General features: G+C 60.4%; 8 protein-coding genes and 1 tRNA gene. 5 read left to right on the top strand and 4 right to left on the bottom strand.

Annotated elements, in window-relative coordinates:
* Positions 1 to 58: 58 nt before the first annotated feature.
* Positions 59 to 3094, bottom strand: coding sequence for an insulinase family protein (locus tag AAAX77_RS05405; RefSeq protein WP_349105154.1), 3036 nt, complete (start codon positions 3092 to 3094; stop codon positions 59 to 61).
* 620 nt (positions 3095 to 3714) lie between these two features.
* On the opposite strand from AAAX77_RS05405, the gene AAAX77_RS05400 reads away from it, so the two are divergent.
* Complete coding sequence (locus AAAX77_RS05400) at positions 3715 to 5181, top strand: ATP-binding protein (RefSeq protein ID WP_349105153.1); 1467 nt, start codon at positions 3715 to 3717, stop codon at positions 5179 to 5181.
* A 100-nt stretch (positions 5182 to 5281) separates the two neighbouring features.
* Here the strand turns inward: AAAX77_RS05400 and AAAX77_RS05395 are convergent, their stop codons facing one another.
* On the bottom strand, positions 5282 to 5773 hold the full coding sequence (locus AAAX77_RS05395; protein ID WP_349105152.1) for a hypothetical protein: 492 nt from the start codon (positions 5771 to 5773) through the stop codon (positions 5282 to 5284).
* A 215-nt stretch (positions 5774 to 5988) separates the two neighbouring features.
* On the opposite strand from AAAX77_RS05395, the gene AAAX77_RS05390 reads away from it, so the two are divergent.
* Positions 5989 to 7071 carry an HNH endonuclease gene (locus tag AAAX77_RS05390; protein WP_349105151.1) on the top strand — a complete coding sequence of 361 codons (1083 nt, stop codon included), beginning with the start codon at positions 5989 to 5991 and terminating at the stop codon, positions 7069 to 7071.
* A 445-nt stretch (positions 7072 to 7516) separates the two neighbouring features.
* Here the strand turns inward: AAAX77_RS05390 and AAAX77_RS05385 are convergent, their stop codons facing one another.
* Both AAAX77_RS05385 and AAAX77_RS05380 read right to left on the bottom strand, forming a co-directional pair.
* Positions 7517 to 8203: a DUF5710 domain-containing protein gene (locus tag AAAX77_RS05385; RefSeq protein ID WP_349105150.1), complete on the bottom strand. Its 687-nt coding sequence runs from the start codon at positions 8201 to 8203 to the stop codon at positions 7517 to 7519.
* A gap of 335 nt (positions 8204 to 8538) precedes the next feature.
* Positions 8539 to 8613, bottom strand: a tRNA-Val gene (locus tag AAAX77_RS05380).
* 289 nt (positions 8614 to 8902) lie between these two features.
* Between AAAX77_RS05380 and AAAX77_RS05375 the strand changes: the two genes are divergently transcribed.
* From AAAX77_RS05375 to glmM, 3 genes are all read left to right on the top strand, one after another.
* Entirely contained in the window at positions 8903 to 9925 is a 1023-nt protein-coding gene (locus AAAX77_RS05375) for an EamA family transporter (RefSeq protein ID WP_349105148.1), read from the top strand.
* A 149-nt stretch (positions 9926 to 10074) separates the two neighbouring features.
* Entirely contained in the window at positions 10075 to 12387 is a 2313-nt protein-coding gene (locus tag AAAX77_RS05370) for a DUF4012 domain-containing protein (RefSeq protein WP_349105147.1), read from the top strand.
* 83 nt (positions 12388 to 12470) lie between these two features.
* Positions 12471 to 13802, top strand: coding sequence for a phosphoglucosamine mutase (glmM, locus tag AAAX77_RS05365; protein ID WP_316365705.1), 1332 nt, complete (start codon positions 12471 to 12473; stop codon positions 13800 to 13802).
* Positions 13803 to 13839: the final 37 nt, after the last annotated feature.

The following is a 13839-nucleotide window of genomic DNA, read 5'->3' as shown; positions in this document are numbered from 1 at the left end:
GACGGCAAAACCACCACGAAGGTGCTGTCTCCTTTGTGGTGGTTTTGATTGCCGTGCCTTAGCCCAGCAGGTCGACTACGTTAAAGCCGGCGTTGCTCTTGGCGATGACGTTTCGGCCGCCAAAGACGCAGGTGGGCGACTCGGCTGCGATGCGCGTCACGTCGGCGCCGAGCGAGCGCAGCTCACCGGGCGTGGCGGCGAGCATCTGGGCGCGACGCTCCTCGCGCGCATGCGGATTGAGCCCGGCCAGGTAGGTCGTGTTGCGGCGCTTGGTGAGCGCGTACGGCTTCACCGGCGCGTCCATGCCGCTCACGCAGCTCACAATAAAGCCCTCAAAGGCGGCCTCGTCGGGCTCAAAGCTGCCGAGCCATTCGCCTGCGCGCGCCACACGCTCAATCGAGGGGTCGATTGCCGGGTCGCGGTAGGTGTAGAACGCCGCCTGACGCTCGCCGGCCGCGCGGAATCCGCAGCCGTACGCACCACCCTTCACGCGGATCTCGTTCCACAGGTAGTCGTAGGAGAGCGCGTTGGCGGCAACCGCCCAGGCGCCCGTCACGTCAATGCCCAGGCGACGCGGATCGCACGCGCTTGCCGCAAAGCAGATGTCGCTGGGGATGACAAAAGCCTCGTGGCGGTCGCACGGCGTCGGCACCACGAGCGCGTCGCGGCCGGCATCGGCGCCGTCGCCAGCTCCCAGTCCCAAGTCGCCCGCGGCGGCCCAGTACGCGTTAAAGTCCTCATCGCTGCCGGTAAAGCTCGCCAGGCAGCCGTCGGCCACAAAGATGCGGCCTGCCAGCTCGGCAAGCTTGGCACGCAGGCCGTCCAGGCGCTCGTCAAAGTGGTCGAGCAAATCGCGCAGGAACAGGTAGAAGTCTACGCCCGAGAGCTGCTCACGCACCACGGCCGAAGGCGAGCTGTAGCTCATCGCGCGACCGAGCGCCGCCGAGTGGCCGTTGTTGATAAAGCCCTGCTCAAGCCCAATACGAATCTGCGTGAGCACGTCGCGCACGCGGTCGGCATCGGCGTCCGCCAGCAATGTGCTCGACCACACCTCGCGCGGTAGGCTCGCCAGCGCATCGATCTTCTCGGACAGGGCGCCGGCGCTCACCAGCAGATAGGGGCGCACGCCGTCCACGTCGGGCTGGGTCATGACCTCGGTCGTAAAGCTCAAAAAGCCCAGCTTGCCGGCGAGCACGTTGTCGAGGTCCTCGGCCGAGTGCTCGCTCGTGGGCAGCTGTTTGAGCAGCCGGCAGAGCAGTGTCACATAGGGCAGGTCCTCAAACGCGACGCAGCTCAGGTCGAAATACTGCATGGCGTAGGCCAGACGGTTGGTGGGGATGCCGTGGCGCAGGCAGGGGATGGGCGCGGTCGTGTCCACGACCAGTGGCGGCTCGGGGCGCGCCTCGCCAATGTCGGACACGCGCAGGCGCGGCAGCGTGGCCTTGGCCTCGGGTGTGTCTTCCGCCTCCTGCGCGGCACGCAGCGCGGCCGTGCGCTCGACCACGTCGGTCAGCTCGGCATCGGTCATGGCATCGCGCTTGGCTGCCAGCTCGGCGGCCTCGGCACCCTCCGAACCCTCGGCGGCGTCCACCGGCACCAGCTCGACCAGTGCCATGTGGTCGTTTTCCAGCACCAGCTCGCGCAGCAGGTCCTCAAAATAGCTGCCGTCCAGCTCGCTACGCAGCTCCTCGTACACCGGGCCGTACTTGAGCGCCAGCGTCGCGGCGTCGTCATCGTAGAGCCAGGTGCTCAGCGCGTCGCACGCAATGGCCACGCCGTCGGCGATGCCATAGTCACGCTGGCGCAGGTCGTACTCGTTGCTGCTGATGATGGCTTCCAGACGCTCGCGCGGAACTCCGTGCTCGCACAGGTCGCGGCAGGCGTCCTGGAACACGCGACGCAGCTCGCGCGCCACACCGGGCTGTGCGTTTTGCAGCATGATGAGCTCGTAGGGCTGCAGGCTCTCGGCCGCGGTGTAGCTCACCACGTTGCCGCCCAGGCCGGCGGCCAGAATGGCCTTCTTAACCGGCGCTTCGTTGGAGCCCAGCAGCGCCTCGAACAGGATATCCGCCGCGATCGTGCGCTTGCGGTCGAGCGCGCTGCCCAGCACAAGGCCCAGGCCCACCAGGGCGTTCTCGGGTGTGGTGGCCATCTCGATGCGCTTGTACTCGCAGGTCACGGGCGCCTGCGCGTCCAACGGATTGGGCGCCAGCGTGGACGGGTCCTCGCCGGCGGCAACGGCAGCGTCCATGCGGCGGCTCGCGGCACTCGGCTGCGACAGATAGCGCTCGTCCAAAAAGGCCAGTGCGCGGTCCACGTCCAGGTCGCCGTAGAGCGTGATGTAGGAGTTGGAGGGATTGTAGTGTCGCGCGTGCGTGTCCAGGAACTGCTCGTAGGTGAGCGCGGGAATCGCGCGCGGGTCGCCGCCGCTCTCGTGCGCATAGGCGGTGTCGGGATAGAGCGCGGCGTTGACGGCATCGTCCAGCACGCTCATGGGGTCGGACAGCGCGCCCTTCATCTCGTTGAACACCACGCCGTTATAACGCAGCGTGCCCTCGTGCAGGCTCGCGGCGCTGCTGTCGCCGTCGCCCTCCGGCAGGTCCAGTTCGTAGTGCCAGCCCTCCTGCTCAAAAATGGTGGGTTTGGTATAGATGGCTGGGTTGAACACCGCGTCCAGGTACACGTCCATCAGGTTGTATAGGTCCTGCTCGTTGGTGGTGGCAACGGGGTAGATGGTCTTGTCGGGGTAGGTCATGGCGTTGAGAAACGTCTGCATGGAGCTCTTGATCAGATCGACAAACGGCTCCTTGACGGGGAACTTAGCCGATCCGCACAGCACCGAGTGCTCAAGAATATGGAACACGCCGGTGGAATCGGCCGGCGGCGTCTTAAAGCCAATGGCAAAGGCCTTGTTTTCGTCGTCGCATGCCAGGTACAGCAGGCGAGCGCCCGAGGCAGTGTGTCGCAGCACGTAAGCGTCCGAGTCGAGCTCGGGCACGGTCTCGCGGCGCTCGACGGCAAAGCCGTGGCAGGTAGTGCCGGGCACCAGCAGTGTAGCGGCTGCGGCGCGCGGGTCGGTTGAGGTGGTGGGCATATGCAGTCTCCTTTGACGCCCCAGCGGGGGCGAATCGAGTCGAATCCTCGAGAGTATACCCATATGGGGCCGCGACCCTGCGGCGAACTGGAGACGATGCAGCCGGATTGGGCATAGGTCCCGCGTGCCCGCCGCACGAGCGTGGAAAATTGGACACTCGCCAAACGAGAGTGGATATTCGGACGGACGAGCGAGGATTTCCGGATACCTATCGAACGAGAGTGGATTTTCGGACGGAATCAGCCTCAAAACGCCCAAATACCGTCCAAATATCCACCCTCATTTCCCGACCGTCCAAAATCCACGCTCATCCGCCGCCCGCACATCTCTCATCTCTCATTCGTCACGAATACGAGAGATAACAGAAAGACGAGAGATAAATATGAGAGATAACTGAGCAGCAAAGAGACAAGCAATCATGGTATTATCTCAATACAGATTGTTCTACCAGCAAAAACATGTTTATATGAAACAGATGGCAGACATCTTATCTTTTATCTCTCACTCATCTCTAATATGAGAGATAACAGAAAGATGAGAGATAATTACGAGAGATAACTGAGAGACGAAGGAAATCCATTCGCGGCATTCTTCGCAGAACCGAGCGAAAGGACGTGCAGATGAACGAAAACGAGCTGACCGGTCTGCTCGAGTCTTTAAGGCGCATGGGCTCGGACGATCTTAACGTCGAGGTCAAGGAGAGCGCCACAACGCTTTCCCGCGACGTATGGGAAACGGTCAGCGCTTTCGCAAACACCGCCGGCGGCATCATCGTACTCGGAGTGAGCGAGCGCGCGGGTTTTGTCCCAGTTGCAAACTTTGAGACCGAGAAAGTGCTCAACCAATTCGTGGCGGGCATGGGCGATGCCGGCGGTCGCGGAAAGCTGGCCAATCCGCCCAAATACACCATTGAGCGCGTGGAGCTCCAGGGCACCGTGGTTCTGGTCATCACGATTGAGGAGCTCGACCCGTCGAGCAAGCCTTGTTATGTCATAGAGCGGGGCGCCCAGGGCGGCAGCTACAAGCGCATCGATGACAAAGATGTGCCGCTTTCATCGACCGAGGTGCTCGCATTGGCGTCATACGGTCGAGCGACTCCGAGCGATCGCGACGCGGTGGCGGGTGCGGGCGCGGACAATCTCGACGAGACGCTGGTCGACCGCACGATAGAGCGTGCTTTCTCGCTGACGCCCCGAGCTATGCGCGGCGCGACGGACAAGAAAACAAAGCTGGAGCGCCTGAGTTTCCTCGACTCCCAGGGTAATGTGACTAAGGCCGGGCTCCTGGCTGCGGGCACCTACCCTCAGCAGTTTTATCCCAAGCTCTTTATCGATGTGGCGGTCCATGCCGGAACGCAGAAGGGCGCCGCGGGTTCGTTGAGGTTCATGGACCGCACAATCTGTGAGGGAACGTCGGGCGAGATGATCTCGGATGCTGTCGTGGCCGTCGCCAAGAATTTGCGGCGAACCTCGACCGTCCAAGGCGTCTCGCGTGTCGACTCGCTTGAGATTCCCGAGGAGGTTCTGCGCGAGGCAATCGCCAACGCCGTAATCCATCGAGAATACGGGGATCGGTTCTGTGGACAATCGATTGCCGTCGACGTCTTTGACGATCGTGTCGAGGTGACGAATCCTGGCGGCCTTTACGGGGGAAAGACTCGCGAGAACTTGTTTGACGGCAGCTCCCGATGCCGTAACGCGACGCTTGTGAAGCTCATGTCGATTGTCCCGCTGCCGGATGGCGCAGGTTCGCCGGCTGAGGGCAATGGCTCGGGCATCCCGATGATGATCGATGCCATGCGCGCGCATGGTCTGGCCGAGCCCCTGTTCTGCCCGGGGTTCGATCGGTTCAAGGTCGTACTTTACCGTTCAAAGATCGAGCCGGTCGATCATGGCGGGGGCTTAATTGTGACGGCACTCAAACACTACGGCGAGCTGGGGACGCGTGAGCTGGCAGAACGTACGGGGCTTACAATTTCCCAGGTAAGGTCGCGCGTCAACGCGCTCATTGCTCAAGGCGAGCTTGAGCCCACGGCGCCGGCGACGAGCCGCAACCGCAAGTATCGACTGTCAGAGCGCGTGGAATAAATGCGTTAGTGGACGAGGCGACCCAATAATCGACCCTCGATTGGCGCCCACTAAGGTAAAGCGGTTGTTGCCCAGTCGACGGTGATGCTAAAGACTCGGCTTACGCCGGCATGGCCCCGAACCCGTCCATCAAGAACAGCCTAAGAACCAGCTTGATGACATATCCCGGTTTGACTTCAGCCGTGCCAAAGACGCTGCGTTCGGCGAGCTCGCTGCGGTATGCGTAGATATCGCGGATAAGGTCCGCGCCCGAAAGCGTAAACATGTAGCCTGCGTCCGAAAGCGCATTGGGCGCGGCGGGCAACTTGGCCATGTGGCAGAACGTTTGCAGGTCGGGCGCCATAACATTCTGGTAGTCGAGGTGGCCGCTGGTATCCTGTGCGGCAAGCTCCAATTGGCGCACAAAATCCAGCGCCGCCGCTAACACAAAGCTCGGCGTAGGCGCATTGACGTCCTGGGTGGTCGCCACAAGCCTGCCCGCTGCCTGCGTGATAAGCCAGGCGACCTCGCGCTGGCAGCGCACGGCCTTGCGCGTAACCGGCTTGATGGACGAAGAAGAAACGCTCCCCTTAGGCGGATTCGAAGCAGCCATAAGACCCTCCCATGAACGACCCGGCCCAACAAGCCCGGATGAAACACGTGCTACATCAGTATACAGGGAAGTGGGGTAGCGGGGTACAAGCGCGCCAGCGGCAAACCGAGAGCATCAACGATGTGCCGATCGCGGAATGAGATCTCGTAATAATTGACTTCCGGCCATATTATTGAGGGGCATGACTCGCGTTCGTATGGTTGTAGGTGCTGGCGATGAACGACATTGACCTTGCTGTTCCGTTGATGGATGGACCAAGCTATGACCGCGCCTGCAGTCTCGTGCCTTCCGAATACGTTGAGGCATGGGAGTGGTTTCTGGGTGAGGAACAGCGCGGCGGCGTTTGGACCAGCCTTCCGCACCACACCAAGGAAGATAGCCCTCAGTATCAGTATCGTTTGAGAATTGGCTCGGACTTCTTTCCCGTAACGCGGGATTCAGGGATCTTCTGGCCGGGCCAGGATCGGGTGAAGCAAGACCCCAATAAGATCTTTGCGCTCTCGGTCCATAACTCTAAAAAGAGCTTCTACACCGATGTGCCTCCGCTCTATTTGGACGATGGTACGTGGGTCATTAAGTACTCGGTTCAAGCGCCGGGTACCGTTGGTTTTCGAGACCAGAATTACAACCGTAAAATGCTCAACTGCATGGAATGTGGCGTCCCAGTCGGAGTCATATTCGCAACCGAGGTGGGCTATAAGGTGCTCGGCCTTGCGTTTGTTGAGCGGTTCGAGCCCGAAAACGGATGGTTTATTCTGCACGGTCCTGTTCATAAAGGCGGACCGGACCCTCGTTTTGTGCCCGACATGAGTTATCTGAAGCGCATGCCCGTCGATATTGAGTTTGCCGGACAGGGTGCGACCGACGACGAAAAGGTCCGCTATGCGTTAAGGCGCGAGCGATTGGGGCAACAATGGTTCCGCAAGCAGCTCGTTGCCGCCTATGACGGCCGTTGCGCGGTGTCGGACTGCGGCGTCAGCGAAGCTCTGGAGGCTGCGCATATCGAGAATTACTCGGGACCCAAATCGCAGGTTGCCAGCAACGGCATTCTGCTTCGGCGCGACTTACATGCTTTATTCGATGCTCATCTGATTTCGTTTGAGCCTGTTTGCGGTGAATATCGGCTGTGTGGATCGTACCTGTTGGATAAGACCGACTACGCTTCCTTTGCGGGTACGACGCTAAGGCAGCCGAATGAGCATCAGTGGCGACCCAATACGGTGTTTCTTGAGGCCCATCGCATTGAGTTCGATCGCTCGGAAAAGAAGCGTGAAAAGGCGGGGCTTCTGCCGTATTAGCCTATTTGGTTTTGGCATTCTTTGACGATCGTGTTGTTTGATCGGATCGCGTGGCGATGCAATCTCGCGCACGCCCGCCGGTGCATGCTCTTTCTGATTTGTATAGCGAGAGGGGAGCGTGTATGAGCTGGCGAGGCGATATTGCGATGGGGAAGTACGGAAAACTGCCGTGTGCCCTTATAGACAACAATATGTTTCCGAGCGTAGAGGTTGATTGCGGGTCGTTTGTCGTCGCTTGCCCTTGCTGCGGCTCACAAATACCGTGTCTCGACATTCGGTTCATCGATGCGTGCGACAGGCTCAGCGACGAAGTGAGAAAACGGACAGGCGTTCATATGCCGGTGTGTCCGGAGAAATGCCCCGTTTGTGGCCTCGATATCGTGTACGACGCCGGCGACGAGGGATAGGTGATGCGGAGGAGCTGACTGTGAAGGCCTCTCCGTCCCTACAAATAAATCCCCTCACCGAGCTGCTTGTGGAACTCGGCGTGATGGTCGCGTGCCCAGGTAAAGAGCGCCTGGTCAAAATTGGTGCGCGTGGCCGGGACGCCAAAGACGCCGACAACTTCGACACGCACAAACTCCAGTGCCGGCAGCTTGTTGATGGCAGTGAGGGCAAACGGGGACGAGGGCTCCTCGAACAGATGGCGGCTGCCTTGCAGCGCGTCGCAACTGGTGCACGTGTTGCCGAGCGACGGGGCTTTGGAGGCTCGCGCGCCTACGGGCTTGTAGCCGCAACGCTTATGAAGGTAGTCGCGGATCTCGCCCGGCACGCAGCCAAGAGCGGGCACGATGGCGAGTGCGTTGGCGTTGGCCGTGTCGATGGCAATGTGCCCGGCTTCGTTGGGCGCGTGCGCGATGGCGATGCTCTCGTCGTTATCGGTTCGATAGGGAATGCCAAAGGCCGCGACCGAGGTCTCTTTGTGACACTTCCAGCACTCGCGCTTGCCCAGTACTAGAAATATATACGGCGCAGAGGGGTCGGATCGGTCAACACCGGGCAGCCACTCGGCAAAGGGCTCGGGGTTGACGCCGCTGGGTACATACCAGATCTTCTTGGTCCGGTCCCATTTGGCGCCCAGCGCCTTGGCTTCTTCTTTGTGCGAAAAGGGGACATCGAGCTCGGTGCGCATGGCGGCTCCTTGGTGCTGCAGGTGCAAGTGGCTCAAGGATACCGCAGGGCGCAGACATCGCGGCGTTTTGCTGAGAAGTTGCGGTGCGGACTGATTGGTTATGCCGATGGATAGATCGGCAAGTAGATGGTCGGCTTTTGGCCAGTTGGGCGGTTGGAGCAGCTTGCGGCGCAGTTTTGTGCCTGGCTATTGTTGATGTTGGGGTATTGAATTTGTTTGGCAGCCATTTGTCAGGTGAATTGATGTTACGTTGCGATGACGGTTGGGGCTGCCAGCGGATTTGGCGACATAAAACAAAACAGCCCAGAGAACATAGCCTCTGAGCTGCGAACATTTGGTGGGCGTTAGAAGATTTGAACTTCTGACCTCTTCCGTGTCAGGGAAGCGCTCTCCCCCTGAGCTAAACGCCCGATCAAGGGTGCGCAAGTGCGCAAGGGATAATATAACGGAGCCTGAACTCGGTGGCAAGAACATTTTTAAAAATCGCTTACATTGTGGAATTCGGGGGCTTTGTCATATCCATTTCAAAAGAGCCTGCTGCCGCGATTTGGCTGTCGCATAATGCAAGGCCATTGCGGTATCGAGCTATGGAAAGACGCCTGCGGAATTGTCCTACCGATAAGCGGACAAGCCTCCGGCTGGTGCCTTCGCCGTGGTAAGGTAAGCCGAATTGCTTCCAGACTGTTTCGGGGGAGTGGAATGAGCAAAGAGTGTGTCGAGCAGGTCGAAGGCGCGGGGGCTTCGGTGCCGATGACCGATATATCGAACATTGATGTGCCCGAGGGCACCGACGAGCTCAGCCGCAGCACCCGCCGTGCATGGCGCAATCGCCTGAACAGCGCTTCGACGCGCAAGTTGATCACGGGCGTCTTGGCCACGCTGGCGGGCGGTTCGTTTTGGGGCTTCTCGGGCACTAGCGCGAGTTTTTTGTTCGATACCTACCACGTCGATACCCTGTGGCTCATGAGCGTGCGTCAGATTCTCGCCGGTCTGCTGTTTATGGTCGTGGTCGTCACGCGCGATCGTGCGCGCCTGGTCAAGCTGTGGACCACGCCTGCCGACCGCAAGCAGTTGCTGCTCTTTACTGCCTTTGGCCTGCTCTTTAATCAGTTTTGTTATCTTTCGGCCGTGCGCCTGACCAATGCCGGAACGGCGACGGTGCTTCAGTGCCTGCAGCTGGTCATCATTATGGGCTACACCTGCGTGATCGACCATCGCATGCCTCGCGTGCGTGAGGCCGTTGGCATTGGGTTGGCCCTGGGCGGCACCTTTTTAATCGCTACCGGCGGCGACCCTACCAGTCTGAGCATATCGCCGCTTGGCCTAGTCGCAGGCCTTATGTGTGCGGTTAGCGCCGCCTGTATGGCGGTGATCCCCGCCAAGATCCTGCCCGAATACGGTAGCCCCATCGTCACGGGCTCGGCAATGCTCACGGCGGGCGTGGTCTCATGTGTCTTCGTGCAGCCCTGGGCGCATATGCCGGCGCTCGATGCCGCCGGTATCGAGGCGCTCGCGGTGTTCGTGGTTATCGGCTCGTTTTTTGCTTACATGCTCTATATGCAGGGCGTTAAGGACATCGGCTCGGTGCGTGCGAGCCTCATCGGAACTGTGGAGCCGGTTTCGGCGACCATCACCAGCGCCGTTATGCTGGGCACGGTGTTTTTGCCGACCGACCTTATCGGCTTTGCCATGATCATCGTGATGATGTTCCTCACGGTGTAGTTGACGCCGCTGCCAAGACAGAAAAGGTGTTGTGCCGCATTTTCGCCAATTGATGTCCGTGTCTGGAGTTTAGCTGTCGATGCTCAAAATGCCATAAACTAGTAACGTTATGGACTTTTTCATTGCGACTCAATTGCGAGGATTTCTTTATGGCTGGTAATCACTTTAAGGGCAGCGATAGCGGCCGTCCTGCAGTTCCGCCGCGTCCGAACGGGGCTGGTAAGGCCGGCACGCCGGGCGACGCTGGACAGGGCGGCTCCGGTAAGCGCGTGTCCCCGGGCGAGACGGCGATGTTTACCGCTCTGTACGAGCAGTCTCAAAAGGCAAAAAAGACCGGCCGTGCAAGAGGGAATGTCTTTGCGGGCGGTGCAACCTCCGCGTCGCAGCCGAGCGGGGCTCCTTCGGTACCTGCGAACAACGCAGGTGCTGCCAACGCCGCGAATGCCGCCGGCAACGTTAATGCCGGCAAGGCCGACAACAATACTCCCTCTGCCGGTGGCGCGGGGCTTACGGGTAACCTTGGCACGATCTACACCGGCGCCTCCGAGACTGGCACGTTCGCCCGCCTGGATGATAGCGGTGCCGAGTTTGCGGGCTCGGGTTCCAAGGAAGATTATTACGATTTTGGCTTGAACTACGGTAGCGACGCTTCGTCGAGTTCGACCTCTGACGGTCTGGTCCGTCATCGCCATCGCAAGGGCGAGCGCAAAAAGCGTCACACCGGCGCCATTATTGCCGCTGTAGTCGCGGTGCTTCTCGTTGCGCTTGGCGCAAGCGGCTTTATGCTGCTTAACTCGGCAAAGACCGTAAAGAGCGAAGCGAAGGAGGCTGTCGAGATCGTCGGTGGCCTTAAGGACAAGGTCACGTCGGGCGATTTTTCGACGCTGCCTGACGACGCGAAGAAGATCGATGAGCTCTGCGACAGCATGAAGGCGGAGACTTCGAGCCCGCTGTGGACGGCGGCTTCGTTTATCCCGGTGTATGGCGGCGATATCAATGCGGCCCGCACCATGATTGACGCCCTGTCCGATGTCTCGAGCAATGCGCTGGTTCCCATGGCCGATAACCTTTCGCAGGCTACGCCCGGCAAACTGTTCCAGGACGGCATGATTAACGTGTCCGCGCTGCAGGCGGTCGCCGATTCGCTTTCCAGCAGCTCGAAGGTGTTCAAGAGCGCCAACGAGAAGATCCAGGGCATTGGCGATACTCATATTTCCCAGGTGACCGAGCTGGTCGATAAGGCCAAGGACGGCTTTGCCACCCTCAACGGCGCGGTTGACGCGGCGGAGAAGGTCGCCCCCGTCCTCCCCCAGATGCTCGGCGCCAACGGCCAGACGCGCAACTACCTTATGTACGCCATGAACAACGTCGAGATTCGTGCTTGCGGCGGCTTTGGCGGTTCGCAGGGCCTGATTTCGGTCACTGACGGCCAGATGTCGATTGGCGAGTTTGTTCCCCGCATTGGACTCAGCGAGGATGAGGCAGTCGAGAGCGTCGACGAAGAGGATGAGGCGCTGTTCGGCAACCACAGTAACCTGTACAACTCGGGCAATACCTATTCGCCTGATTGGCCCCGCAACTCGCAGCGTGTCGCCGCGCTGTGGAAGTCCCAGTATGGACAGGACGTTGATGGCGTCATCGGTATCGACCCGGTGTTCCTGCAGTATCTGCTGGGCCTGGTCGGTAATGTCTCGCTGCCCGACGGAACGGTTGTCGACGGCACCAACGCCGCAAAGGTCCTCATGCACGATGTGTACTGGAACTATCCGGTCGAGGAGTCGGACGGCATCTTTGCATCCGTCGCCAGCGCTGCCTTCGACAAGATCCTTGGCGGTATCGGCGATGTCGATGTTACGAAGCTTGTCAGCGCCGTTGAGCGCGGTGCCGAAGAGGGCCGTCTGATCGCGTGGATGAGAAACGATGATGAGCAGAATGCCATCAAAGAGACGGGCATTGACGCTTCGCTGCCCGATCCGGATGACCCGAGTGCCGATCCTGTTGCCGGCGTTTACTTTAACAACCTGAGCTTCTCCAAGCTCGACTGGTACCTGAACGCCGATACGCAGATTGGCCAGGGCATCAAGAACGGTGACGGCACGTGCTCCTATCGCATCACCGTTACCCTGACGAACATCATGACGCAGGAGGAGGCTGGCAAGCTGCCCGACTACGTTGCGGCGAGCGCACCCGATGCCGCGCGTGACGACGAGCGTCTGAATGTCTCGTTGTTTGCCCCGACGGGCGGCAACATTACTGATCTGACCGTCGAGGGCACCCAGTTTGGTCTTGGCGCCGCCACGTGGCATGGAATCCCCTTCTATTCGGGCACCGTTGACCTGCATGCTGGCGAGACGACGACGATCACGTATACGCTGACCACGTCGGCCGAGGCGGGGGACAAGCCGCTTACGCTGCGTCAGACTCCTACATGCCAGGCGGCTCGCGACAGCGCGTCGGCGTAGGGTTTTTCTGGTAGCGCAGATAATCGAGTACCATTTTGGGGCGGACAGGCAATCTGTTCGCCCCTATTTTGTAAGGAGAGCGCATGAAGTACTTTGGCACCGACGGCTTTCGCGGTGAGGCCAACGTTGGGCTGACGGTAGAGCACGCTTATAAGATTGGCCGTTTTGTGGGCTGGTATTACGGCGCCAACCGCGAGCGCAAGGCACGCGTCATCGTGGGCAAGGACACGCGTCGCTCGAGCTATATGTTCGAGGCGGCGCTGGTGAGCGGCCTGGTCGCGAGCGGTGCGGACGCCTATATGCTGCACGTGATCCCCACGCCGGGCGTAGCGCATCAGACTGTGGAAGGCTGCTTCGATTGCGGCATCATGATCAGCGCGAGCCACAACCCGTTTTGCGATAACGGCATTAAGCTCGTCAACAGCGACGGCTTTAAGATGGACGAGGACGTGCTGGAGCTCATCGAGGACTACATCGATGGCAAGAGCGAAGTTCCGCTGGCCACGGGCAACCACATCGGTGCCACGGTGGACTACATGCAGGGCCGCAACCGCTACATTGCTTCGCTCATTGCAAGTGCGAACTTTTCGCTGCAGGGCGTCAAGATCGGTATCGACTGCGCCAACGGCTCGGCTTCCTCGGTGGCCAAGCCGGTGTTTGACGCGCTCGGTGCCGACGTGCGCGTGATCAATGCCGCGCCCGATGGTTTTAACATCAACGTCGATTGCGGCTCCACGCATATGGAGCGCCTGCAGCGCCATGTGGTGGAGCAGGGTCTGGACGTGGGTTTTGCCTACGATGGCGATGCCGACCGCTGCCTGGCCGTGGATGAGCGCGGTCGCGTGGTAGACGGCGACCAGATCCTGTACGTGTGCGGCGTGTATCTGAACAAACACGGTCGCCTTTCGGGCGGTACCGTGGTGCCGACGATCGCCAGCAACTTTGGCCTGATCAAGTCGTTGGAGCTTGCCGGTCTGAGCGCCGTGACCAGCGGCGTGGGCGACCGTCACGTGTATGCCAAGATGCGCGAGGGCGGTTACAGCTTGGGCGGCGAGCAGACGGGCCATACGATCTTTGGCGATATCGAGCGCACGGGCGACGGCATTATGACCTCGCTGCGCGTGATGGAAGTGATTCGTGCTGAGCGCGAGACGCTCTCGCAGCTCACGGCTCCGTGCAAGCTGCTGCCGCAGGCGCAGGTGGCCGTGCGCGTGGCGGACAAGGACGCCGCACTCGAGAACATGGGCGTGCAGAACGCCATCGCCGAGGCCGAGGCGTCGCTGGCGGGCGAGGGCCGCGTACTCGTGCGCAAGAGCGGAACCGAGTCGGTAATCCGCGTGCTGGCCGAGGCGCCCGACCAAGCATCCGCCGATGCCGCCATGAAGCGCATCGCCGCCGCGCTGGAAGCTCTGTAAGGTAGTCATTGGGGACGTTCTTAAACAACTAGGTGGA

The organism is Collinsella sp. CLA-ER-H6 (assembly GCF_040092305.1).
GTDB lineage: Bacteria > Actinomycetota > Coriobacteriia > Coriobacteriales > Coriobacteriaceae > Collinsella.
The sequence above is the reverse complement of the archived record's forward strand: the minus strand, read 5'-3'. Positions and strand labels throughout refer to the sequence as shown.